A 24,120-nucleotide genomic window follows, 5' to 3' on the forward strand; every position below is an offset into this window, starting at 1 on the left:
CAAATAAGAATCTATTTCTTATGCAAGCGCGGTTCAGCCTGGAGATATAAACCCGCGCTTTCCTTAATTGTATTGAGAACAAAAGTAGTTCGAGTATCCCTTATACCCTGAACCTCACCCATTTTCTGCAGTAAAGCGGTCAAAGCATCAGTATCAGCCACTCTTGCCTTGACCATATAAGAATATTCACCGGCAATAAAATATACTTCCTGTATGTGCTGAATTTCAGCCAGTTCTTTGCCGACCCTGGTTGAACCTACATCTTCATCAGTCTTGATCAGGGTAATTACTGTCAGGGTCAGACCTATTGCCTTGGGATCAATCCTGAGCTCATAGCCCTTGATTACTCCTTTTTTCTCCAGCTTGCGTATGCGCTCCAGGATTGCCGAAGGAGCCATACCAAGACGCCTGGCAATTTCCGCATTGGATACACGGCAGCTTTCTTGAAGCAAGTTCAAAATCTTTATATCTTTTTCGTCAATCATTCTGTTTCTACCTGCTTTTTGTACACTATTATTCAAAATATTAGGCACGGTCAAGAACTTTCTGTTTTTTTTATAACTAAAGGGACAATTAATAAGGGCCTTTCATCCAAACAACATGAGGATGTTTGCCACCAAACTGTTGGCAAGGGACAAGCACATCTGTCTACCTTTCGATTACAAAAAAAAGTCATTTTATGAAATTTACAAAGAGTGTTTCAGCCAATACCGGTTACATAGCCATGAGCGAGAAAATCCAAAAAATAGAATCCCAGGGTCTGCCAAAAAATCTTGAAAAAATAGAATACCTTTTGCCTGAGCTGGAAAAACAATTTGAACTTTGTATGCTGGATATAGAAAATCACCTGAAACCTGAACAAAGAAGCTTTAAGAAGTGTGTCCGTATGACAAGATAAGTGCTCTGTCTACCCTGTCTGCCTTTTGAAAAAAGTTATAGCTTGTCAAGATGAAAAAAATTTGATAATGATAAGTTACAACCTCTCATGTTATAATCTCCTTGTCTGTTCACCAAGCTTATTTTTTCTCACAGGTTCGGTCCCCGACCGCCCGGGTGAAAAGCTTCTAAGTAACTAAAACCAAATTATCAACAAAATCAGACGTTTACAGTTTTAATGTTTTTACGATTTTTGCATATGATTGATGCACATTTGCCTGAAAAATTCCGTCAAAGATGGGAACTTTGCGCTTGGCACAGGGACTGTCCCTCGCTGTGTAAATTTTGTCATTAAAGCCAATTTCTTCCAGGAACCAATGCAGTATCAATCTTTTTTATAGTACCTCGCGGGGACTGTCCCAATTTCCAGAAAAGTGACAGACTCGTAAAGTTACTCACAGGTTCGGTCCTCACCAGGGATGCCTTGGGCCAAAGCTGTGAGCAACTTATACCCCTCGTCCCCCTGGCTAAAGCTGGGAACAAGCGCAAATATACTGAAGCTTGTAAGTGCCTGAATTTATATTTTATATAATTCTATGAAGTTATCGTAGAAAGGTGATGATCAGGAAGGTGGCGGATATGGTCAATCCCAAAGCCCAGAACATGAATCGGTCAAGGCGACGGTTTAAACCCTCGAAACGTTTATCCATGGCTTCAAAACGCTTATCCATAGCTTCAAAACGTTTTTCCATGGCCTCAAAGCGTTTATTCATGTTTTTTTGCATTTCTTCGAAGCGCTTATATGAGGCATCAAAACGTTTATCTATATTCCTTTGCATTTCCTCGAAGCGCATATTTGTCTGTTCTAACAGAGATCTGGTCAATTGCTCATGGGCGCGCTGGGCTTCTTCAACTCGGACTATACGCTCAATAAGCGAGACATGACTAGCTCGTTTTTCCTGAGTTGCTATGAAATCTGCCAGGATATCGGACAGTTCTTCGCGGACCATATTCTTGAATTCCGGACTGGAAAGGTAGTCCAGAGAATTATTTGAGGGATTGCTTGTTGAGGCTGTATGAATGTCCATAATTTTTTTCTTAATACGCCGAATAATAATCGTCCATACGAATTGCGTTACATGCAATATGACCTCAATTCTTTTTTGACAATTTTGAAGTAAAGGGAAAAAAACAGGGAGGCAAGTACTATCCTGACACCAGTATTATGCGTTTTAAGGTTTCAGGATCAGAAAACTTCAGCTGATAATCAAGGCAATAAGAGTAAAAAAGGCTGCATAAATAATTGAACTCAGCACAATAAGGTTTATGAGTTCATCAATCTTGGATTTTGAATAAGCATTATCACCACTGCCTATTTCCGGCTTGATGCGCGTCTTGCCGAAATAAGAAGCAGCTCCGCCCATGCGCACATTTAGAAGATGAGCAGCAGCAGACATTGTCCAGCCAGCATTGGGACTGTCTGTTTTGCGGGCATCCCCGGCAATTCTGGACCATGATACTGAACTTTCAAGACGCAATATTCTACTGGCCACCAGCATTGACAAGGCACCTGTTCTCGCCGGTATCCAGGCCAGAATATCGTCAGCCTTAGCCGCCGCATAACCCAGATCCTTCCAGTGCGACACCTTGTAACCCCACATGGAATCAAGAGTGCTGACAAATTTATAGGCCCAAACCCACGGAACTCCAAGAAGACTTAAATACATAAACGGCGCACAAAAAGCATCATTATAGTTTTCAGAGACTGACTCGGCAAGGGCTTGATAGAGCCCCTGCTGATCCAGATGTTCTGTGTCCCTGCTCACTAAACAGGCTACAGCCTCCCTGGCCTGCTGTATATTTTTGCCGGCTATGAGTTTTTGGGCTTTACGTGTTTCATGGATCAGACACCCAAGGGCCAGAGATGCGTAACCGAGATAAAGGGAGATGACCAGACCGAAAAAGGGAAGAGAAATACAGAGAGAAACAAGGAAAAGAATGAGAAAAACACCCAGGAAAAGAACGATAAAGCCGCATTTCCTGAGGCTGAAACCGGTTATTCTGCACTTATGCTCGATAAAGTTAATGGCTTTGCCAAGAACCTTGACCGGATGTGGCCAGGAGCGAGGATCACCGACGATCAAATCAACAATATAGCAAAATAAAAGAAAAATAATTATGTTTACAAACACTTATACGCTACTTTATTTCCTTGAAAAAGCGCTGTGAAAGTACAAAAAAGGGCCTGTTGAAAGCAGACCCTTTTTATAAAACTAAAAAAATGAGTGAGTTAATGACTCACAAGTATAAAAAACATCACGTACTACGCAGTCCTCAGAGCTTCAAGCTTCTGCCTGTCTCTTTTATTTTTTCGGTACTGATTTAAAATAACCAAAGTTACAAGGGAAATACCTATTATATCCTTCACAATATCAGGGCTGAAGCACAGATAAGTTCCAACACCGAAGACGATCCATTCGATAAGTGTGGTTTTCCTGACAAGATAAAACATGGACCAGGCAGAAAAGGCGATGGTACCAATGGTGGCTGCAAAGTAAACCATGGCAATTTCCTGAACACTGCCCTGCAGCACCATAGCCGGCTCATAAGCAAAAAGAAACGGCACAACATAAATCAGCTTGGAAAACTTCAATGCAGTCCAGCCCGTGCGCCACGGATCAGATCCGGCAATGGCCGCACCAGCATATGCAGCTACGCACACAGGTGGAGTTACGTTGGAGTTCTGACTGAACCAGTAGACTATCATATGCGCGGCAATGAGGCTTACGCCCAGCTCATGCAGGGCCGGCACTGCAAGCACAGCTACAATGAGGTAAGAAGCAGTAACTGGAACGCCCATGCCGAGAACAAGGGAGGCAAAGGCAATAAGAATCATGGCAATCAGCAGGTTTCCACCAGAAAGAGAGATAATCAGATCGGAAAATTTCAGCCCTATTCCACTCAAGGAAATTGTACCGACAATAATACCAATAACACCTACAGTTGCGCCAATGACCAGTGTATTACGAGCACCAACTACTATGGCTCTCCAAATTTGACTGGGACCCATACGATATTCTTTATCCACCCAGCTGATGACAACACAGGAAATAGTGGCCCAGAAAGCCGCCATGCCCGGAGAATATCCAAACAACATCATGGCTACAATAATGACAAGTGGCATGGCCTTGAACCAGTGCTGTTTAAAAACTTCTCTTGCTTTGGGTGAATTTTCATCCACAATGCCGCGAATATTTTGTTTTTTGGCCTCAAAGTGAATCATGACAAATACAGAAATAAAATAAAGAAGGGCAGGAAAAACAGCAATGGCCATGATCTGAACGTATGGAGTATTGGTCATCTCAGCCATTAAAAATCCACCCGCTCCCATAATGGGCGGCATAAACATACCGCCTATGGATGCGGCAGGCTCAATGGCTCCTGCCACATGCGGTCTGAAACCGGCCCTTTTCATCAAAGGGATGGTAAATGAACCTGTGGAAACTGTATTGGCGATGGCTGATCCGGAAACTGAACCAAAAAAACCTGACGCTACAACTGATACTTTAGCCGGACCACCAAGACTTCTGCCAGCAAGGGCCAGGGGCCAGTCAATAAAAAACCTGCCCACTCCTGACTGCTGCAGAAAGGAACCAAAAAAGATAAATATAATTACATAAGTCACCAGAACATTACACATGACTCCGAAAACACCGTCCTGAGTCAGGTACAAAAAAGTTGCCAGACGCTCAATATCAAATCCTCTATGCGCAATGATGCCGGGCATGTATGGACCAAAATAACCATAGACAAGAAAAAGCAGGCCTCCAATGGTGATGGACCACCCCAAAACCCTTCTGCTGACTTCAAGAGAAAGCACAATACCGACAATACTTACCCAGATATCCATCTGAGTCTCTGCACCCATTCTGTAGGCCAGATTTTCAAATTCCAAAATCCAGTATCCAACAACAAATATGGACGTAAGAGCTAGACCAATATCTACTATTGTCGGGCGATGCATGTTGGATTTGGACCAGAAGGGAAAAGAGATAAAAATCATCACATAGGTCAGCAGCACATAAACACCACGATGGTATTGGTCACTAAAGGGCTGTACACCTGCGGAATACAAGTAAAAGAATACCATTGCCGCACCCAACACACATACCAGTACATGCCAGAACGGGGTCAGCCTTCTACCAAACTTGGATTCCTTGGCCTTTATTTTTTCCAGCTCTTGTTTTTGTTCTTCTGTAAGGTCCTTGATATCCGACATCTCGCCTTTACACCTCATATTTTAAAAATTTGACAAAGGGGACACTACAGCGACATTCTGTGTAAATTATTGTCTGGCCATCGGGAACAGACACTTTTGCCGGACTCAAACCGTAAAACCCGGCGGCAATAGAGCCAGTCATCTTTACAATTGGTATCTGTTTAGCGCTTTTAAGGAAAGCAGGGGACAGGCACTCCGGGACCCACTTGATCATCAATTTGTGCTCAAAATGACTCATTTTCGGGATAAGCGGGTCCCGGAAGAGCAGTCCCCCTCCGGGCTGTATGCCTCCGGGCAGGAAGCCGTGCCACATGCAAAGCGCTAAACAGATACTACCATTGAATAAAGTATCACTGTAGTGGTAATAGTTTAGTAACTTACCGTTTCAATCCTGTAGAAAAAAAACAAGAATTTTTTATAACCTTGAAAGAGCAATGATGCCCAAGATCCTTATTCTTCAGCCTTCAGCCTGAAAAGTAAGGTTATCGCCCAAACTTAACTATTCTTGTTTAAATTGGGTCGTGGGCACAGCCCGCATTAGACCTGAAAAAAAAGAGAACCGGACTAAAAAATCCGGTTCTCTTAAAAAGATCATTACTTTACGGCTTCAAGTGCTCAGGAATATCAATACCCTGCTCGCTCCAGAAGCGATATGCTCCAGGATGCAATGGAACTGACGCACCCATAATGCCGTTTTCAATGCTCATTTCCCGGGCAGCACCGTGAGCTGTACGCATATGCTGCAGACCGGCTTCGGAAAAAATGGTTTTTACAGATTCATACACTATGTCTTCATCCACTCCTGCTCCGGCGCACCAGAATGTTGAGTCCTGAAAGGAGTACACATCGTTTTCCTGACCGCGATATGTTTCGCCGGGAATAACAACTCTCTCATAAAATGGGTATTCATCATAAAACCCGGACTCTTCAGCATCAATATGCAGATTGACAAGATCAATTCTGGTCTGGGTGGCAGCTTCAATAACCGAGGCATTGGGATAACCCACAAGCACCCAGAAAGCATCAATATTACCATCTCTAAAAGCAGATGCAGCAGGTGAGTAGCCTAAGAACTGAGGTCTGATGTCATCCCATATTCCAATGTGCCTGAAAAATCTTTCTGCAGACAGTGCAGCACCTGATCCGGCATTACCTACGGCCACTCTCTTGCCTACAAGATCTTTGGCTGAAGAAATCTCATCTCTTGCTCTTACAACCAACTGGGCAGGAGCACCGTACAAATAGGCCACAGACATTACATTTTCGTATTTCCTTTCGTCATTGGGAAGCAGCCCCAATCTGCCAAGGTAAGCATCCCCTGAGTAAACAATACCATAATCTATCTGACCGGCGTTGATTCTTCTAAGGTTTTCACCAGATCCTCCAGATCCCTCAGATGACATTTCAAGATTAGGCACGTGCCTGCCAAGATATATGGCCATGCCATTGGCAAAATAGTTGAATGTACCGCCGGTGGGACCGCCGCCAAAGGCAAGAAAAGCCCTTCTCTGAGCATCTGCCTTGTCAAAGCTCAAGCAAAAGGACAAAGCCAGAAAACCGGCCAGCAAAAAAATTAAACTACCCTTTTTCATTTAGACCTCCTAAAGTCTGGTTGAGTTAAAAAAGCTCTAATCTTATTTTGTTACATAATTAAAAACCTGAAAACGCTGTTTAAGTCAAGATTTTTTTTAAATATAATAAATTATTATATCAGCGTGCTCCATAAAACTCCGGGAAGTTACTGCATCATCCACTAAGACAAAATAGTGCCAACCCTTTATGAGCTTAACAAGATCAAGCCGAAAGCCTTGACTCTCAGACTGTCTCCATATTTTGGGAAGTGCTGCAAGGCTCCACACAAATGGCAATACCCTTTAACGAAGCAAATCTTGAAGCTTTCCACCCTATTATGTATGAACATCTTATCGGTTTCTCAAAAATTTTCAAGTTGTTCTTTTTTTCACTTTATACCGGTCATTGGAGGGAGTAATGGTAAGGGGTTGAAGGATGGAGGCTGGGGATTTAAGGTTATTTCCTAAGAAGCTCCTCACCCGGGCGGACCGGGACCTAACCTGTGAGTAACATAAAATAGCCTTAACGCGTTAGAGATTGCCGCGCTCGAAGACTCGCTCGCAATGACACCTGAGCTGTCAGGGATGTAGTTGCTCAAAACCTGTCACCCACGAGGGAGCCTAAGCGACCGAAACAATCTGTATGGTAAAACCATAATGCTGTGAATTTATTACTAATTTGGTTTTAGTTACTTGTAAGCTCTTCACCCGGGCGGACCGGGTGAGGAGCTTATAACTAAATAAAGTGTCGCTGTAGCGTTAAAGGTTTATCAATATTGCTACATATTGGCTTTGACCTTTTCCATCAGCCTCAGAAACTGATTGCAGAAACCGGCCTCATTGTCATACCAGATTATAAGCTTGACCATGGTTCCATTCATAACTGTGGTGGAAAGGGCATCAACTACACCGCCGTGAATGCTGCCATTGTAATCAATGGAAACCAGAGGCTTGACAGTATACCCCAGAGGGCCTTTCATGGGACCTTCGGCAGCAGCCTTGAGGGCATTGTTCACATCTTCTGCACTGGTGCTCTTTTCCACTTCAGCCACAAGATCAACAAGCGATACATTAGGTGTAGGAACCCTTACTGCCATTCCATCCAGCTTGCCTTCTAAGGCTGGAATTACCTGACTGACTGCCCTCGCCGCTCCAGTAGTGGTAGGGATCATGGACATGGCCGCAGCCCTGGCCCGGCGGATATCCTTGTGAGTTCCGTCCAGAATGCGCTGGCTCATGGTATAAGCATGAATTGTAGTCATAAGACCATGCTTGAAACCAAAATTATCCACCAGAACCTTGGCTGCCGGGGCAAGACAATTAGTGGTGCATGACGCGTTGGAAACAATCCTATCATCTGCTTTGAGAGTAGAATCATTTACTCCCATGACAATGGTTGCATCAGCATTTTTACCAGGAGCACTGATAAGCACCTTTTTGCCTCCGCAGCTTAAATGCTTCTCGCAGCTCTCGCGATCAGTAAACTTTCCTGTTGTTTCAAGAACCATGTCCACACCAAGATCTTTCCAAACCCACTCGCCAGGACCTTTCCTGGTCACCTGAACTTCCTGGCCGTCCACTGCAAAACCGTTGTCTGTGGGGCTGACTTCCTTACTAAAAGTTCCATGGACTGAATCAAACTGCAGCAGATGAGCCAGTTGTTCATTATCTGCTCTGGCATTGACTGCCACAAGCTCCATTTCCTTATTTCCGGCCAGAAGCCTGGCCATATACCTGCCGATTCTGCCAAAGCCGTTCATACCTACCTTAATGGCCATTTATATCTCCTTTATATCTTGTTTGATGATCCAAGAACAGTTTTGATTTTGTGCTGCACCATATCCTTGACTGCCTGGCGGGCGGGTTTAAGATAGCTTCGTGGATCAAATTCCTGTGGATTTTCCTTGAAAAATTTGCGAATAACAGCAGTCATGGCCAGACGAATATCTGTGTCAATATTTATTTTACACACACCCATGGTTGCAGCCTTGCGCAGAAAATCTTCTGGCACTCCCTTGGCATCAGCAACCTGTCCGCCGTATTCATTGGCCATGGCAACAAATTCCGGCAAAACCGAAGAAGCACCATGAAGAACTAAGGGATATCTCGGCAACATGGAGGATATTGTTTCCAGACGGTCGAAATCAAGCTTTGGCTCTCCTTTGAACTTGTACGCTCCATGGCTTGTGCCAATGGCAATAGCGAGAGAATCGCAGCCCGTACGTTCAACAAATTCCGCTGCTTCATCAGGCACTGTATAGACATTTTCTTCAGAACTTACTTCATCCTCTACACCTGCAAGCCTTCCAAGTTCAGCTTCAACCCATACATTTTTATCATGGGCATATTCCACAACCTGCTTAGTCAGCGCAATATTCTCCTCAAAAGACAGATGAGAACCGTCAATCATGACTGAGGTAAAGCCCCCGTCAATAACTTCCTTGCAGATTTCAAAGGTCTGTCCATGGTCTAAGTGCAGGACAATAGGCAGATCAGCTTCCTCAAGAGCTGCTTCCATGAGTTTAATAATGTATCCCTGGCCGGCATACTTTCTTGCACCGGCAGAGACCTGCAGAATCAATGGTGATTGCTCTTCTTCAGCTGCTTTGATGATTCCCTGAATAATTTCCATATTGTTGACGTTGAATGCGCCGATGGCATATTTACCATCATACGCCCGATCAAACATTTCTTTGGGTGACGTCAAGGGCATAACAGAACCTCCTTATAGTATACAATGGTTTGTTTGAAGCTTAAACCGTTTCCTGAAATCCGGCACCGGTTTTCAGGAAACGGTTTACATCTAAGTCTCTATATACCTGCCCGACCATAGTCAGCAGATTGCCATGACTATCTTCGAACCAGCCATGATAAATCAACAGCTGGAATGACTAATGCGGGCTGTGCCCACAGCTCAATTTAAACAAGAATAGTTAAGTTTGGGCGATAACCTTGCTTTTCAGGCTGAAGGCTGAAGGCTGAAGAATAAGGATCTTGGGCATCATTGCTCTTTCAAGGTTAAAAAAATTCTTGTTTTTTTCTACAGGACTGAAACGGTAAGTTACTATTAATCAGTCACAAATATCGCAAGAGCCTTATATCAGGGCTTTCCCCTGCCGTGCAGAAGGTTGTACCACCTTTAACACAGGCTGTTGTGTTGATTGAAATTAAGACATACTAATCGATTGAACAAGTTCTTGCAACTCATTCATGGCAGCAAAGTTGGTAAGTTCAAATCTAAGAGGAGTTAAAGTGATATAATCCTTGCTAAGCAGTGCCCGATCAGCTCCAGGATCAACCTTTTCCATGGGAATTTCCCCGCCCAGCCAGTAGTATGGTCTGCCTCGCGGATCCTTGCGGCAATTATAATAATCACAATAGACAACATTGGTCTGAGGGCAGACCTTGACACCTTTGACGCTACTCAACGCACAACTTGGAAAATTCAGGTTCAGAACATTTTGCGCCGGAAGCCTGTCCCATGGAAATTTCAAGAGCAGTTCAGCAGTCCAGGCTGCCTGGGCGCTCAGATCTGTCGGCCTGAAATCATCTATGGATACTGCAAGAGAAGGAATTCCAGCAAGAGCGCTTTCAGTTGCTGCGGACACAGTTCCTGAATAAAGAACATCAATACCCACATTGGCCCCGTTGTTGATGCCGGACACCACAAGATCAGGCATTTTATCAAGATAGGCATTCATGGCCCATTTTACGCAGTCCACAGGAGTTCCGCTCACTGCCATGCCCTTGTATCCATCCTCAGAGATTTCCTTAACTCTCACAGGAGAGAAAATTGTCACTGAGTGACCTACAGCGCTCTGTTCAGTGACAGGGGCCACCACACGAACAGTGTGCCCGGCCCCTGTCAACGCCCGGTAAAGGGCCTTGATGCCTACAGCATGTATGCCGTCATCATTTGTCAGGAGAATGTCCATTTTTCCGGAGCATCGGGGTAATCTCTCTTGGCCTTGTTAAACCCCGCATTATAAGCTTTAAGGTTAATATCAATAATTTTCGCCGGCAACGTGCTTTTAAGGCTTTTGCGCACTGAAGCAGGCTTCATAAAGGGCAGAAAATGAGTCAAAGCACCCAGGGTCACAATATTTGTAGTCTGCACCAGTCCGACCTTTTTGGCCATATCTGTAAATGGCAGGCCCCAATAAATATTTGTCGGAGTCTGAGCCACCATGGAGGTGTCTACCACCAGAAAACCGCCATTTTTCAGGTTGGTGAAAAACTTGTTGCACGCCTCCTGACTCAGAGCTACGAGAAGGTCTAAGTTTATGGTTTTAGGATAGCTTATGGTGGAGGAACTGATGACCAGATCTGACCGGCTGGCCCCCCCTCTCGCCTCAGGACCATAACTCTGAGTCTGGGTTACGTAAAAGCCGTGATCCAGAGCCAGCGCCTGGCCCATGATTTTTCCAAGAGTCAGAATGCCCTGCCCTCCAAGACCGGACAGGCGAATTTCAAACCTGTTCAACGGAGTATCTTTGATCATTTCCCACCTCCTGTAAGCTTTTGACGCGCCTCAATATATCTCTGTTCAAGTCCTGCGCAGTCCTTTTGCACAAAAATACCCGTTGAAATCCTGTCTTTCTGTTTTTCAGGGGGAAGTTCCCTGTACTTTTCGATGGGAGTGGCGTTTTTTTTCAGCCATTTATACATATCAACAGTGGTTTTATATTTGTTCTTGCGCCCAAACTGGGTATGACAGGGAGTGATAAGCTCGACAAGGTTGAACCCGGGATGCTCCAGGGCGGTGGAAATAAGTCTGTCCATGAGATTGGCCTGCATTACCGTGGCTCTGGCCACAAAGTTGGCCCCGCAGGCTCTTGTTACTTCAGCTATATCAAACTCCTTTTCCATTTGCCCGAAAGGTGTTGTGGTGGAATAGCAGCCAAAAGGAGTAGTGGACGAACTCTGACCTCCGGTCATGCCGTAAATATGGTTATTGAGGACCAGAGTAGTCAGCCCGATATTTCTGCGCGCAGCATGAATCAAATGGTTCCCACCAATTGACAGGGCATCTCCATCACCCATGATGACAATAACCTTGAGCCTGGGATTAGCCAGCTTGATTCCTGTGGCAAATGTCAGCGCCCGGCCGTGTGTTGTATGAACAGTATTAAAATCAACATAAACCGGAATCCGTCCTGAACATCCAATTCCGGCAACTACCACTATATCATCCTTGGGGATGTTCATGGAGTGAACACTTCTAATCAAAGAACCAAGTACAATCCCATGTCCGCATCCTGGGCAGAACACATGGGGAAATTTCTTGGTGTGCCTCAAATAATTATGTATGAGTTGAGTTACTTTTGCCATATCTTATCCTTTAAGGATTTTTTTAAGTATTTCGCCGGGCGTAATGATCTGCCCGTCAATTCTGTTCAAAGTAAGGACCTTGGTCTGACCATTGTTTACCCTTTTTACCTCACGGGAAATCTGCCCCATATTCATTTCTGGAACAAGAACCGATGAACACTGTCGGATCATCTTTTCCACTATTGGCCTTGGAAAAGGAAACAGGGTCCTGAGCTTGAGAAGACCAACCTTTTCTCCCTGTTCTCTGGCCAGCTGCACAGCAAGCTCAGCCGACCTGGCCACACAGCCGTAAGCAATTATGCAGCAGTCAGCATCCTCGCACTGCACTTCGTCCACCAGCTGTATATCATAAAAGAACTGGTCAATCTTGCGAAACAGGCGGTAAACAAAGTGCTCCACCTCTTTGGGTTTGGATGTTGGATAGCCGTGATCATCATGGGTCAGACCGGTGACATGATATCTGTAGCCAGTGCCCACTGGAGGCATCGCTGATACGCCCCGCATGTTGTCTTCAAAAGGCATGTACCATTCTGGGGGCATACTGGGCAGAAGCCTGGAATAGATGAATGCATCTTCTGGATCAGGAATAGAAATCTTTTCACGGGTGTGGGCTGTTATCTCATCCAGCAGAAGAATAACAGGAGTTCTGTATTTTTCAGCAAAGTTAAAAGCAGTAACAGTCATTTCCAGGCATTCCTGAACATCCCCGGCTGAAAGAACAATAATGGGATGATCCCCATGAGTGCCCCACCTGGCCTGCTGAACATCTCCCTGGGCCGGACTGGTGGGCATCCCTGTACTTGGTCCTGCTCTCATTACATTGACAAGCACCAGGGGGACTTCTGTAATGCACGCATACCCTATATGCTCCTGCATCAGGGAAAAGCCCGGACCTGAAGTGGCGGTCATGGCTTTTCTTCCAGCGAGAGAAGCACCGATTACTGTTCCTAAGCTGGCAATTTCATCCTCCATCTGAATAAAAACGCCATTTTCCAAAAATGGAAGACGTCTTGCCATCTCTTCTGCAATCTCAGTGGATGGGGTGATGGGATAACCCGCATAAAAATCACAACCTGCCAGTAAAGCGCCCTCGACAACCGCTTCATTGCCAAGAGCGAACACTTCATTTTGTCGTTTCTTTTTTGCTTTTGGTGGCATATTTTTTCCTGTAATTTATTGTTTTGTTATAGCAGTGCAGCCCCTTGTAAATGTCTGGGTGACTGAATTCTCCTGGGCATATGTTCTAAACTGGACAGTCAAAAATTCTTGTGCAACACTTTGGATTTATTGCCATTTTCCAAACTTTAGACATCCAGACGTCCTCAAAGCCTAACATTTGAAATCATAATGATTTTTATTCAACTAATAACAGTTAACTGATAACTTTCAACTCTCAAGTTCTGAAATACCAACATAAAATACCAACATTAGTGCAAAGCAGCCGCAGATAATCCAACACCCTTATTCCCTTTAAAGACTGCTGATAAGTAATCAGCCTTGCGAGGCAGCTGGCTGAGGATTGTCCGGTGTTGGAACTGCCTCAGGTTTTGCTGATTCATCTTCTCCGGCAGCAAATTGCCCGGCATCAGCACCACAATTGTTTGCATCCTGATTTTTGGGATAAACCATGATGGCAAAATCCGGACAGTGCACCTCACAGAAACCACAGTTTATGCACTCCTCCTCATTAACAACTTCTGCCTTGCCCTTTGGGCTGATTTTCAGTGTTTTGGTGGGACAAAAAGCTGCACATATTCCACAGCCTTTACACCAGTCCAGGTAAATCTTTACCCTGCTTTCTCCCTTTTTTTTAGCCATGTTCCATCCTTTTGTAATTATATCAACGTTTAAAATAATCAGTCCCGCCCTCCCGGGACTGACCTGCCATTTTGTTTTATCCTCTGACACAGGTAAAATCTATTTCGCCTTTTCATGCAGCATATATCCAGACTTTTACAAATATTCACTTATACATTGAGAGCATTACGCGTTTTCTTAAGTCTATAAATATGAGGTGATTGTTTAGCTCCCTGGGTGTGGCACTAAGGACTGTCCCCAGCCCATTATACAAAAAAGCCCGTAATAGTTTAGCCCTTTTCTAAGGTAAGCAGGGGACAGGCACCCCAGCCCTTGTTTTTTGTTGATGTAAAACACAGATTTAATAAAACAAGGGCTCGGAGAGCTATTCCCCCTCCGGGCTGTATGCCTCCGGGCAGGAAGCCGTGCCACATGCAAATGGCTAAACTGTTACAAAAGCCCAATATTCCCGGTACAATTTCTGCTGCAGCCATTTATGGGCTTTATTTCAATAAAAATCAATGATAATAGCAGTTCAACGTTACCTTCTTGCCGGATCCAGTAAAACAAAAATGATTCATACCCCGTAAGAACGAGCCCATACTTCAAGCTTAATTATTTGACAACAGTATGAAAGAGAAAAATTTATTTATTCAGGATATCCAGGATGGAATGAAAGTCCATGATCTGTTCATCGTAGTTGAGAGCAGGCTGGACCAGGCCAGAAACGGTCCTTACTGGCAAATGACCCTCCAGGACAGCAGCGGCACTATTCCAGCAAGAATCTGGAGCCCTTTAAGCCGCAACTTTGAACAGATCGCTTCAGAACAAATTATTGAAGTAACTGCCGCTGCCCAGAGCTTCAGGGATCAGCTTCAGTTGAATATTGAAACATTGAATTTTGTACCCCCTGAGCAGACTGATCTTTCTTTTTTTCTGCCGGTTTCCTCCATCCCTCCAGAGGAGCTTTACCAGGATCTGATGCGTCTTCTGCATCAAAAAGTAATATTCCCCCCCTGGACCAGGTTCTACAAAAAAATCCTGAAAAACAATGATATTCGTGAGGCCCTGGTAAAAACTCCCGGTGGCAAAACAATACACCATGCCTACATGGGAGGTCTTCTGGAACACACCCTTTCTGTATGCAGAATATGCGACAGTATCTGTGATTTGTATCCTGCCCTTGACAAAGATATACTCTTAGTCAGTGCAGCATTGCACGATATTGGCAAAGCAAGAGAAATTTCAGCGGGTGTTTCCAGAGAATACTCTACTGAAGGAAAACTAATGGGGCATATCTTTCTTGGTCTGGAAATGATCAATCCTTTTTTGAGCAAAGCACAGAATCTTTCACCAGAGCTCATCATGCATTTTAAGCATATCATTTTAAGCCATCACGGAGAGCTGGAATATGGTTCGCCCAAAAGGCCTAAAACACAAGAAGCCCTGCTTCTGCATTTTGCAGACAACCTTGATGCCAAGATGAATACCATTGATAATGCTCTTGACAACCCATCAGACAATCATGACAGAGCAGGACATTGGTCCCAGTTTCAGCGCAGCATGGGACGTTTTTTATACAACCCGCACCGTACACCAAAACCCGAGCAGCCTGAACCAGAGCCCAAACCTTCGCATTCATTGCAGAAAGTACGAAAAACTATAGCTCGCCAGCCTACTCTTGCAGCCGACCCAGATTTCTCAAGCTCTGACACGGATGCCAACTCTTGAACATGTATACAGAAAACTGCCGCTATGCCGGATTTGCTTAAGGAGGTAATGTGTTTATCAGTTTTGAAGGTATTGAAGGCTGTGGAAAATCCACCCAGGCCCAATTGCTCGCCGGGCACTTAGAAGAAAATGGTATTTCAACAATTTTGACCAAGGAACCTGGAGGAAGCAGGCTGGGTTTAGAGCTGCGCGACATCCTGCTTTCCATGGAAAGTACTGACCTTGTACCGGAAACAGAGCTGTTTCTTTATCTCGCCGACAGAAGCCAGCACGTGCATACCCTGATCAAGCCTGCCCTTAGTAAGGAACAGGCAGTCATCTGCGATCGCTTTGCTGATTCCATGATTGTTTACCAGGGGTATGCAAGAGGACTTGATATTAATCTGCTGATCCAACTGAATCAGGCCGCTGTGCAGGGAGTCGAGCCGGAGCTTACAATATTGCTGGATCTTCCTGCTGACGAAGGACTGAAAAGGGCTCTAAGCCGCAACATTCAGAAAAAAATGACCAAATCAGAAGGCAGATTCGAAGCTGAAAGCCTGGAGTTTCATGAGAAAACCCGCAAGGGATATCTGGAATGGGCCGGCATCAACCAGAACAGATTTCATATTATTGATGCCCGGAAGGGTGTCAGTGAAATTCATGAAAATATAGTCCAGCAGGTAAAAAAAGTTTTTTTCCAAAAATATTAAAAAAAAGATTGACAACCTGTTGCAAAGTCATTATTCATCTTTTTCTCGCATCGGGGGCGGGTAGCTCAGTTGGGAGAGCATCGGCCTTACAAGCCGAGGGTCACAGGTTCGAGCCCTGTTCCGCCCACCAGATGTTTTTCATATATGCGGGGCCGTAGTTAAGTTGGTTATAACGCTGGCCTGTCACGCCAGAGGCCGCGAGTTCGAGTCTCGTCGGCCCCGCCACAAAAAATACAGTGCTGTCAACACTGTTAGTTAAATAAATATTTTTGCACTGCGCAAACAAAAAAACCTCAGAACTCATTGTTTCTGAGGTTTTTTTATTCTGGAAAGCATCAACTGTGAGCCCTCCTGAAAATCAAAACCCGGACGAATCAAGCCCAACCTGCTCTTTATGTACCGGAAAATCACGACTATTTTTTCAAGGCTTTAATCGCAGCTTTTATATTTGTAATGTCTGCCAGCTGGTCTTTGTACCCCCATGGGAACACCTTACCACTGCACAGGAAAAAAAGAGATATCTCCTTCATAATAATGATCCCCGGGACAAAGGGTATCAGAATTTTTTAAAACCTGTCTGTCAGCAAGTGATGTTGCACCACAAACTGCCTGCTTCAGGTATGGATTTCGGCAGCGGAACAGGCTCTCCCCTTCCCATGATGCTGCAAAGCCAGGGGTTTAATGTAAAAGTATTTGATCCGCTTTTTTCACCAGACCATAAGTTACTGCACAAAAAATATGACTTTATCACATGCACTGAGGTTGTAGAACATATGCGCACACCAGGTCAGGATATCCTGACCATGTGGAACTTGATTAAACTTGGCGGATCACTTTATATCAAAACTCAATTTCGTCTTCCAGAATACGATTTTGGCCAATGGGCTTACATGAGAGACCTGACTCACGTCTGTTTTTACTCTAAAAAAACCATGTACTGGCTGGCCACATTTTTATCGGCAAACCTGCTCCTCCCAGGCAGCAACATCACCATCCTCAGTAAAAAAAAGTAATATACGCCAACGCCAAAGCTATCTTTTGATGCGCAAGGCAGTCAGCAGGGAGCATTGCGCGTTTCTGAAAAGTCAATTTGGGGACAGTCCCGAAGCCGGGGACAGTCCCCGTGCCATGCAGTTAAAATTAGATTTTAACCCCAAAATAGCTATGACAAACAGCTCATTTTTTATGTTTTCAGAAACGCGTAATACGCAAGGCAGTCAACATACGTCTGCATTTAAACAAAACAATCAAGGACAGCATGATGACCCATTCAAAGCCTGCCTTTTGAGTTGAAGCCACTGTACATCCACCTCCGGAACTGCTGCTGTCAGCATGGATGCAATCATCTATGCCGGTAACTTCTACGATCCAGTCGCAGTAATTTGAAAGCCGCACATACACTCCGTACACATCAGGCGTTCCGCATTCAAGACCCCAGCTTGTCACTCCCACCAGCACAAATTTACCCCTGTCATACACCACAAGAGGCCCTCCGGAATCACCATGACAGGTATCCACTGAACCGTCTCCTGGCCCTGCCCCTATCATATTGTCTGTAACCTCATTTACCCCTATGTACGCTTTGACAAGATCTTCCTGGTTGACCAGAGGAGTACTGGCCTTTTGGAGGTCTAAAGGGTATGTTCTATCTCCATCAAGTGCCCCCCAGCCAGTTATCCAGGCCGTGTTGCCTGGTAAAGCCCTGCTTAGAGGATCGCCTGATTCTATAATTGGTATATAGCCCCAATCCGTGGCAACATCAGGTGGATATTCAATATACAGCAAAGCAAGATCAGAATCATAATTATACGGATCATAGCCGGGATGCAGCACCTGCTTCTTAACCGGAATCATCTGGCCTGCTTCGTCCCTCAAATTACTTCGCCCGGTAAGCACAAGCATATCTTCGGGGGCGCGTTTCAAGGTGCCGCTCATATCCACAAGGCAATGCGCGGCAGTAATGATCCACTGCGGTGAAATAAAGGTACCACCGCAAAAATGAGCTCTATACGGATCACGCACATTGGCATTGAGCAGAGCTATGTTCCAGGGCCAATCAGCAATATCAGCATCCTCTCCACCTTTTATCTTTGGCAGTACTGACTCAAGCTCTGAATTTGCTTCAACATTCAGAGGCAGGATGGCAAAAATAAAAACAAAAAAAATCCGGAAAAAAATACTCATTGTGTTTCTCTTTATCACTACAGCTACATTATGTGTTAATTATTGCCCCGGACACCAGGGACAGGAACTTGTGGCGACTTCAAACCGCAACACAGATGGACTATCCAGCGGCAAAAGAGCCAGTCCATTGAAGCTAAAGTAAAGTGTAGCTGTAGTTTTACTGAACTCCACAATATTTTCTAAACACTCTCTTAAATTCTTCAATATTTACCGGCTTTGCCAGATAATCATTCATTCCAGCCTTTAAGAAGCTTTCTTTGTCTCCAGGCAGGGCATGAGCAGTAACCGCGATAATGGGAATATTGCTCTTGGCTCCCAGTTCTTGTGATTCTCTGACAGCTGCTGTTGCTTCCAGACCATCCATTACAGGCATCTGCACATCCATTAATACAAGATCAAAGTCATTGTCCATTATCAGCTGAACAGCCTGCAAACCGTCATTGGCCAGGACTATCTTGTGCCCCATGGTCTCAAGCATTTTGGAAATGATCTTCTGGTTTACAGGTTCATCTTCTGCCAGCAAAATCTTCAATGATGTCTGCCCGGTGTAAGCATCTGCATCGATAGTGTCATCTTCGCGACTCGCGTGAGACGTTTGAAAGGTCAGTGCCACATGAACTGCAGTGCCATACCCTTCCTCACTTTCCACGGAAATATTTCCGTCCATCATCTCCACCAGCCTGCGCACCAGCCCCAGACCAAGTCCTGCGCCCTCATGACGGCGCGAATATGATCCATCTGCCTGAACAAAAGGTTCGAAAAGCTCATCCAGCTTTTCACCGGCAATACCGGGTCCGTTGTCAACCACGGAAAAAAGAACTCTGCACTTATCCGGTTCCAATTGAGACAAGGTAGTGACAGACAGCTCAACCTTGCCCCGGGAAGTAAACTTGATGGCATTTCCCACAAGGTTAAATAAAACCTGCTGAACTCTTGTCTTGTCTCCAATTAGAGTCTCCGGCAGGTCAGGATCAACATGGCACTCATACTCAATTCCTTTTTCCTTGACTGAAAGCATGAACAGGTCGTTGACAATTGAAGTCAACTCTTTGGGGCAGAAATGTTTACTTCTGATGGCCATTTTACCGGATTCAATGGTGGATAGATCTAGAATATCTGAAAATAGACTGGCCAGTCTTTTGGCAGAAATGTTTCCAAGATCAATCATTTCCTTCTGATCGGGATTCATTTCCCAGGTGGACATTATTTCCATGATTCCGGTTATGCCGTTGAGGGGAGTTCTGATCTCATGGCTCATATTATTAAGAAATTGTGACTTGGCCAGACTGGCAGCTTCTGCCTTTTGTTTGGCCTTGAGCATTTCCAGCTCAGCTTTTTTCTGAGCAGTTATGTCTCGGCTTATGGCCAGTACAGACTGAATTTCACCTCTGGCATTCTTTTCAGGGAAAAGTCTCAGATCATGAAAAACAGGTTTGCTTTCAGAACCGAGAAGCATCTCTCTTTCCACGCGTTCACCTGTTGCAAAAACCCTGGATATAACTCCTTCCCAGAACATGCACATTGCTTCAGAAAACCCCAGTTCTCTATGCGTTTTGCCAATGTACTGTGCAGCATCAAGGTCGCTGATCTCTGAAATTCCGGAGGAAACAAACTGATGCCGTGCGTTGCTGTCAAAACGCATGACCACATCGGGAAGCTCTTCAATGAGCACTCTGTTGCATTCCTGACTCTGATGCAGCAATCTGCTCAGCCTGAGGTGAGTCTCCACCCTGGCATCCACTTCTTCAGGCTGAATTGGTTTGGAAACATAATCAGCACCTCCCACAGCAAAGGCACGAACCTTGTCTTGAGGTTCACTCAGGGCACTGATGAAAAGCACAGGAATATCCTTGAGTTTGTCATTACTTTTGAGCTGTCTGCAAACCTCATATCCATCCATTTTGGGCATGACAATGTCTAAGAGGATCAGATCAGGAGGATTGTCTTCTGCTGCTGCCAGGGCATCAGGTCCATTTAAAAAGGCTAAGACTTTGTAACCTCTGTCCCGCAGCAGGTCCATCAGTAGTTTAAGATTTCCAGGTGTATCATCCACCAGCATGATGTTACCGGTTCTTGGCATGCACTTCATTTATCATTCCTTCCTTGGTTGAGTGCCTGCTTATCCACAAGCACTGGATCATGTTCCTTTTTCATTTCACTCACCCTGCTTAAGCAACTGCCTTATCCCGGCATAGTCAAAATTTTCAGCTTTGGAACGTAATAATTGGGCACCTGCTTCATCTTCTAAGGCAGCATCATCTATCAGTTCCAGAAGACGGAATATATCACCCTGAGAAAGCACCTCAATAATGGATTTGCGCATTGTTTCTGAAAATTGAGGAGTAAAAGCAGATGGCCTGTCCGGACAGGGGATTGAGTCATGAGTCAGGGTATGCTTGTCCGGCAAAAGATATTCCAGATTCCATGCAGGGCGGACTGGTACTTTTATAGTGAACCGACTGCCCTGACCAGGAGTGCTTTCTACATGAATATTGCCGCCCATAATTTTAATATACTCTAAGCTGATGGACAGCCCCAGACCTGTGCCCCCTGCTGAAAGACCCTTTTCTGTCTGATGGAACGGATCAAAGATCTTTGAGAGCTCATGTTCGTCAATTCCTGGACCTGTGTCTTCCACCTCAATAATCAGGGTCTTGTCTGTCTGATTTTCCTCATGGGGCTGATCCATTATCCGGCATTTGAGTTTAACATGACCTTTATCAGTAAATTTAACCGCATTTCCCACTATATTGATTAAAATCATTCGTAATTTGGAATAGTCTGCCCGAACCTGTACGGGCAGTTCAGGAGACTTTTCAAGGCGCAGTTCAATACCTTCGGCACCGTGTGAGAACATTTTCAGAATATCGTCCAGCATTTCCGGAAGAAAAAAATCATCCTCATTCAAAACAAGCTTGCCCGCTTCTATTCTGGACATTTCAAGAATATCATTGATAAGGCGCAGCAGATGTCCGCCATTGTCCTGAATAAGTTTTATATAGTTGACATTTTTCCTGGAAAGCGAGGAGTCGCGCAGAAGGACATGGGTAAAACCCAGCACAGCGTTCATGGGAGTTCGGAGTTCATGACTCATATTGGCCAGGAATTTACTTTTGGTTAGATATGCTTCCTCAGCCCTTGCAGCCATTTTTCTAGCTTCCTCCATAGCCGAAGCAAGCCGCTGATTGGCTTCCATGATCTGTTTCTCAGCCTTTTTGCGCTCATAATTGGAATAAAGCTGTGCAATAATGGCGGCCACAGTAGTGGCGAAAGCTTCTTCATCAGGATGCCATCTTCTAACCGAACCTGCATGCTCAAAGCAAACAACCCCTTCCATTCGGCCTTCGATAAATATTCCGGCATCAAGCAGTGAGCGGACCTGCATTGGCTCAAGATATTCTTCAGAAAAACATCTCGTACGCGGATCTTCCAAAGCGTTCTCAACTGCTATCCTGTTTTCTCTGGCAATGGCTTCAATGTACTCTGAACAGTTTTTCGTCTGTATTGCCATATTAAATTGCGGTATGTTTTGAACACTGGAGAACTGCCCAACACAATTAAGCCATGCCTGATCATCAGAAAAATTCCACACACTTACGCGTCTGACATCTGTAACTCTGGTACTGACTTCAAGAATCGTTTCCAAGGCATTCTCAAGATCTCCTGAAGTTACGTAAGGATCTAAGGCAAGCCTGGCTATGGCTTTTCTCTGGGCAAACGCCCGTTGCTCGCTCAGGGCAAGAACCTGTTGCAGCTCCTTATGTTCCTGGATTTCCCTGCGCAGCTTTTCTGTACGGTCCTGAACCATAATTTCTAAATGATCTCGACTTTCCTTCAGAGCATTTTCAGCATTTTTACGTGCGGTAATGTCTACCACAGTCAATTGGCAATCATTGCCGGCACCTTTTGCGCAGAGATTCATGGTCACATGAGCCCAGAAATGCTCTTCCTTCTGCGGAGAAATCCTGATCTCCATAGACTGCTGCTGCCTGCTTTTGTAGAGCTTGTTGAATGCACGGACAAATACACTCTGATCCCCGGCCACGACAAAACGTACAAGGCTTTTTCCCAGCAAACCTGCACGGGGGGCACCCAGCATCCGGGACATTAAAAGATTGATTTCTTTTAATACTCCTTTCTCATCAACAGTACAATAACCAACAGGAGCAAGATCAAAAAGATCAAAATATTTTTTACGGACTGCCTCCACCTCCTGCTGCGCCTGGCGAAGTTCTTCATTCTGTGTGTCCAGTTCCACCTGATGGATCAGCAGTTCATTTACAAGTTTTCGAGCCTCTTCACCCGAAAGCTCTTTAACATCACTAAGGTCTCGAAGGTTATACGTCCTTGCAGGTTTAGAGCGGAAAATACTTAGAGCATGATTAGCGGGCAGATCACTTGAATTTATATTCTCCCTGGATGATATTTCCCAGTGCGGTGGTTTGCTTTTGTTTGTCATGGCAATATGGATGAAGTGCTAATCTGAACGTAAGGCCTGGATGGGAATAAGGTTGGCAGCTTGTCTGGCAGGATAAAACCCAAAAAAGATACCTACCGCTGCAGATACTCCCACACCTATAAATACCGCGCCGTAAACAATCATGAATTCCCATCCGGAGAATTTTGAAATTCCAAATGACACAGCTATTCCAATAATAATCCCCAGAAATCCGCCCAGCAATGACAAAATTACAGACTCCATAAGAAACTGACTTTGAATATCTTTTTTCTGGGCTCCCAGGGCCCGGCGGATTCCAATTTCTTTTTTTCGTTCGGCCACAGAAACCAGCATGACATTCATTACACCCACTCCGCCAACAATCAGAGAAATGCTCCCTATGGCCCCAAGCAGCAATGTAAACATCTGCATCTGTTTTTCCATATGCTCAATAATCTGCTCTGCGCTGCGCACAGTCACAGATTCAGGCCGTGACAGATTTTCAAAGTAATCCTGCATTCTTTCCTGAGCCATATCATGAGTCAGGTTAGAGTCCTTTACTACCATAACTTCTCTGATTGAACTGCTTTCACTCATGCGCAAGGCTGTAGAAATGGGTATCATCAAGCCTTCATTGCTTTCCCAGGGCCGCATGGGACCAAAAGCTACAGGTTCCAGTTCACCTACAACAGTGAACATGCGATCCTCAAAAAATATCTGCTGCCCCACCAGCTGTTCCATACCTTCCTGCCGCAGATTGTTGGCCAGTCCACCACCAATAACAGCCTGATACATGAGATAGTCCAGGTCAGAGATGAACCTTCCTTCAGCAACACGCATCTGATTAATATCAATGAATGACTGTGTAACACCGATGGCTGCTACATTAAATCTCTGTCCTTCCACCCTCAACACCCCATGCGCAGATGCATAGGGAGCAGCACTGGAAATACCTTCTATGTAGTATTCCAGATCCGTGACATCATCTAAGCGAAACCCTGTATTTTGTTCGCCCCTGCGCATATCTTTCTGCACCTTTAAAACATCTGTTCCCATTTCCATAAACTGTTTCATGCTCTCACGCTGAACAATGGTTCCAGTGGAAACAAGAGCAATCACTGAGCCAATACCGATAACAATCCCAAGCAGGGCCAGTATTGTGCGCTGCTTGGATGATGCCAGACTGCGAACAGCCTCTTTGATATTTGCCTTAATCATAAT

At 44.9% G+C, this 24,120-nt stretch carries 20 protein-coding genes and 2 tRNA genes; 6 read left to right on the forward strand and 16 right to left on the reverse strand.

Annotated features, from left to right (window positions below; all coding sequences use genetic code 11):
- Positions 1-11: 11 nt before the first annotated feature.
- Positions 12-485, reverse strand: a complete 474-nt coding sequence (locus LZ23_RS13525; protein ID WP_045214952.1) for an Lrp/AsnC family transcriptional regulator — start codon at positions 483-485, stop codon at positions 12-14.
- A 194-nt stretch (positions 486-679) separates the two neighbouring features.
- On the opposite strand from LZ23_RS13525, the gene LZ23_RS13530 reads away from it, so the two are divergent.
- Positions 680-898 carry a hypothetical protein gene (locus LZ23_RS13530; protein WP_045214954.1) on the forward strand — a complete coding sequence of 73 codons (219 nt, stop codon included), beginning with the start codon at positions 680-682 and terminating at the stop codon, positions 896-898.
- A gap of 580 nt (positions 899-1,478) precedes the next feature.
- On the opposite strand, the gene LZ23_RS13535 is transcribed toward LZ23_RS13530, so the two are convergent.
- The 11 genes from LZ23_RS13535 to LZ23_RS13590 all read right to left on the reverse strand — a co-directional run bounded on the left by LZ23_RS13535 (position 1,479) and on the right by LZ23_RS13590 (position 13,875).
- Positions 1,479-1,964, reverse strand: coding sequence for a hypothetical protein (locus LZ23_RS13535; RefSeq protein ID WP_052507369.1), 486 nt, complete (start codon positions 1,962-1,964; stop codon positions 1,479-1,481).
- A 168-nt stretch (positions 1,965-2,132) separates the two neighbouring features.
- Complete coding sequence (cbiB, locus tag LZ23_RS13540) at positions 2,133-3,068, reverse strand: adenosylcobinamide-phosphate synthase CbiB (RefSeq protein ID WP_045214956.1); 936 nt, start codon at positions 3,066-3,068, stop codon at positions 2,133-2,135.
- A gap of 131 nt (positions 3,069-3,199) precedes the next feature.
- Positions 3,200-5,155 (reverse strand): TRAP transporter permease, encoded by a 1,956-nt coding sequence (locus LZ23_RS13545; RefSeq protein WP_084591059.1) that lies wholly within the window; start codon positions 5,153-5,155, stop codon positions 3,200-3,202.
- A gap of 599 nt (positions 5,156-5,754) precedes the next feature.
- Positions 5,755-6,747 carry a TAXI family TRAP transporter solute-binding subunit gene (locus LZ23_RS13555; protein ID WP_045214962.1) on the reverse strand — a complete coding sequence of 331 codons (993 nt, stop codon included), beginning with the start codon at positions 6,745-6,747 and terminating at the stop codon, positions 5,755-5,757.
- A gap of 758 nt (positions 6,748-7,505) precedes the next feature.
- On the reverse strand, positions 7,506-8,504 hold the full coding sequence (gene gap / locus LZ23_RS13560; protein ID WP_045214964.1) for a type I glyceraldehyde-3-phosphate dehydrogenase: 999 nt from the start codon (positions 8,502-8,504) through the stop codon (positions 7,506-7,508).
- An 11-nt stretch (positions 8,505-8,515) separates the two neighbouring features.
- Entirely contained in the window at positions 8,516-9,439 is a 924-nt protein-coding gene (gene fba, locus LZ23_RS13565; protein WP_045214966.1) for a class II fructose-1,6-bisphosphate aldolase, read from the reverse strand.
- A 454-nt stretch (positions 9,440-9,893) separates the two neighbouring features.
- Complete coding sequence (gene surE, locus LZ23_RS13570; protein ID WP_045214968.1) at positions 9,894-10,661, reverse strand: 5'/3'-nucleotidase SurE; 768 nt, start codon at positions 10,659-10,661, stop codon at positions 9,894-9,896.
- A complete protein-coding gene (locus LZ23_RS13575) occupies positions 10,646-11,227 on the reverse strand; it encodes a 2-oxoacid:acceptor oxidoreductase family protein (protein ID WP_045214970.1) in 582 nt (193 codons plus the stop codon). Before LZ23_RS13575 ends, surE begins: the two co-directional genes overlap by 16 nt.
- A complete protein-coding gene (locus tag LZ23_RS13580; RefSeq protein ID WP_045214971.1) occupies positions 11,224-12,057 on the reverse strand; it encodes a 2-oxoacid:ferredoxin oxidoreductase subunit beta in 834 nt (277 codons plus the stop codon). Before LZ23_RS13580 ends, LZ23_RS13575 begins: the two co-directional genes overlap by 4 nt.
- 3 nt (positions 12,058-12,060) lie before the next feature.
- Complete coding sequence (locus tag LZ23_RS13585; RefSeq protein ID WP_045214973.1) at positions 12,061-13,215, reverse strand: 2-oxoacid:acceptor oxidoreductase subunit alpha; 1,155 nt, start codon at positions 13,213-13,215, stop codon at positions 12,061-12,063.
- A 333-nt stretch (positions 13,216-13,548) separates the two neighbouring features.
- Positions 13,549-13,875: a 4Fe-4S dicluster domain-containing protein gene (locus tag LZ23_RS13590; protein ID WP_045215469.1), complete on the reverse strand. Its 327-nt coding sequence runs from the start codon at positions 13,873-13,875 to the stop codon at positions 13,549-13,551.
- A gap of 609 nt (positions 13,876-14,484) precedes the next feature.
- Here LZ23_RS13590 and LZ23_RS13595 point away from each other — a divergent pair.
- From LZ23_RS13595 to LZ23_RS25680, 5 genes are all read left to right on the forward strand, one after another.
- Entirely contained in the window at positions 14,485-15,585 is a 1,101-nt protein-coding gene (locus LZ23_RS13595; protein ID WP_084591060.1) for a 3'-5' exoribonuclease YhaM family protein, read from the forward strand.
- Positions 15,586-15,635: 50 nt separating this feature from the next.
- On the forward strand, positions 15,636-16,277 hold the full coding sequence (gene tmk, locus LZ23_RS13600; RefSeq protein ID WP_045214975.1) for a dTMP kinase: 642 nt from the start codon (positions 15,636-15,638) through the stop codon (positions 16,275-16,277).
- A 54-nt stretch (positions 16,278-16,331) separates the two neighbouring features.
- Positions 16,332-16,407, forward strand: a tRNA-Val gene (locus LZ23_RS13605).
- A gap of 18 nt (positions 16,408-16,425) precedes the next feature.
- Positions 16,426-16,502 (forward strand) — tRNA-Asp (locus LZ23_RS13610).
- A gap of 365 nt (positions 16,503-16,867) precedes the next feature.
- Positions 16,868-17,290: a class I SAM-dependent methyltransferase gene (locus tag LZ23_RS25680; RefSeq protein ID WP_157493234.1), complete on the forward strand. Its 423-nt coding sequence runs from the start codon at positions 16,868-16,870 to the stop codon at positions 17,288-17,290.
- 178 nt (positions 17,291-17,468) lie between these two features.
- Here the strand turns inward: LZ23_RS25680 and LZ23_RS13620 are convergent, their stop codons facing one another.
- The 4 genes from LZ23_RS13620 to LZ23_RS13635 all read right to left on the reverse strand — a co-directional run bounded on the left by LZ23_RS13620 (position 17,469) and on the right by LZ23_RS13635 (position 24,117).
- Positions 17,469-18,461, reverse strand: coding sequence for a serine protease (locus tag LZ23_RS13620; protein ID WP_052507371.1), 993 nt, complete (start codon positions 18,459-18,461; stop codon positions 17,469-17,471).
- A 157-nt stretch (positions 18,462-18,618) separates the two neighbouring features.
- Positions 18,619-20,550, reverse strand: a complete 1,932-nt coding sequence (locus LZ23_RS13625) for a response regulator (protein ID WP_052507372.1) — start codon at positions 20,548-20,550, stop codon at positions 18,619-18,621.
- Between the two features lie 66 nt (positions 20,551-20,616).
- A complete protein-coding gene (locus LZ23_RS22700) occupies positions 20,617-22,920 on the reverse strand; it encodes an ATP-binding protein (RefSeq protein ID WP_052507373.1) in 2,304 nt (767 codons plus the stop codon).
- Between the two features lie 18 nt (positions 22,921-22,938).
- Complete coding sequence (locus LZ23_RS13635) at positions 22,939-24,117, reverse strand: ABC transporter permease (protein ID WP_045214977.1); 1,179 nt, start codon at positions 24,115-24,117, stop codon at positions 22,939-22,941.
- Positions 24,118-24,120: the final 3 nt, after the last annotated feature.

This window comes from Desulfonatronovibrio magnus, assembly GCF_000934755.1.
Taxonomy (GTDB): domain Bacteria; phylum Desulfobacterota; class Desulfovibrionia; order Desulfovibrionales; family Desulfonatronovibrionaceae; genus Desulfonatronovibrio; species Desulfonatronovibrio magnus.

Bases quoted from the DNA above. Each gene is read 5' to 3' on its own strand.
- LZ23_RS13525 (WP_045214952.1), bottom strand. From the start codon at position 485: ATGATTGACGAAAAAGATATAAAGATTTTGAACTTGCTTCAAGAAAGC.
- LZ23_RS13530 (WP_045214954.1), top strand. From the start codon at position 680: ATGAAATTTACAAAGAGTGTTTCAGCCAATACCGGTTACATAGCCATG.
- LZ23_RS13535 (WP_052507369.1), bottom strand. From the start codon at position 1,964: ATGGACATTCATACAGCCTCAACAAGCAATCCCTCAAATAATTCTCTG.
- LZ23_RS13545 (WP_084591059.1), bottom strand. From the start codon at position 5,155: ATGTCGGATATCAAGGACCTTACAGAAGAACAAAAACAAGAGCTGGAA.
- LZ23_RS13555 (WP_045214962.1), bottom strand. From the start codon at position 6,747: ATGAAAAAGGGTAGTTTAATTTTTTTGCTGGCCGGTTTTCTGGCTTTG.
- gap (WP_045214964.1), bottom strand. From the start codon at position 8,504: ATGGCCATTAAGGTAGGTATGAACGGCTTTGGCAGAATCGGCAGGTAT.
- fba (WP_045214966.1), bottom strand. From the start codon at position 9,439: ATGCCCTTGACGTCACCCAAAGAAATGTTTGATCGGGCGTATGATGGT.
- surE (WP_045214968.1), bottom strand. From the start codon at position 10,661: ATGGACATTCTCCTGACAAATGATGACGGCATACATGCTGTAGGCATC.
- LZ23_RS13575 (WP_045214970.1), bottom strand. From the start codon at position 11,227: ATGATCAAAGATACTCCGTTGAACAGGTTTGAAATTCGCCTGTCCGGT.
- LZ23_RS13580 (WP_045214971.1), bottom strand. From the start codon at position 12,057: ATGGCAAAAGTAACTCAACTCATACATAATTATTTGAGGCACACCAAG.
- LZ23_RS13585 (WP_045214973.1), bottom strand. From the start codon at position 13,215: ATGCCACCAAAAGCAAAAAAGAAACGACAAAATGAAGTGTTCGCTCTT.
- LZ23_RS13590 (WP_045215469.1), bottom strand. From the start codon at position 13,875: ATGGCTAAAAAAAAGGGAGAAAGCAGGGTAAAGATTTACCTGGACTGG.
- LZ23_RS13595 (WP_084591060.1), top strand. From the start codon at position 14,485: ATGAAAGAGAAAAATTTATTTATTCAGGATATCCAGGATGGAATGAAA.
- LZ23_RS25680 (WP_157493234.1), top strand. From the start codon at position 16,868: ATGTTGCACCACAAACTGCCTGCTTCAGGTATGGATTTCGGCAGCGGA.
- LZ23_RS13620 (WP_052507371.1), bottom strand. From the start codon at position 18,461: ATGAGTATTTTTTTCCGGATTTTTTTTGTTTTTATTTTTGCCATCCTG.
- LZ23_RS13625 (WP_052507372.1), bottom strand. From the start codon at position 20,550: ATGAAGTGCATGCCAAGAACCGGTAACATCATGCTGGTGGATGATACA.
- LZ23_RS22700 (WP_052507373.1), bottom strand. From the start codon at position 22,920: ATGACAAACAAAAGCAAACCACCGCACTGGGAAATATCATCCAGGGAG.
- LZ23_RS13635 (WP_045214977.1), bottom strand. From the start codon at position 24,117: ATGATTAAGGCAAATATCAAAGAGGCTGTTCGCAGTCTGGCATCATCC.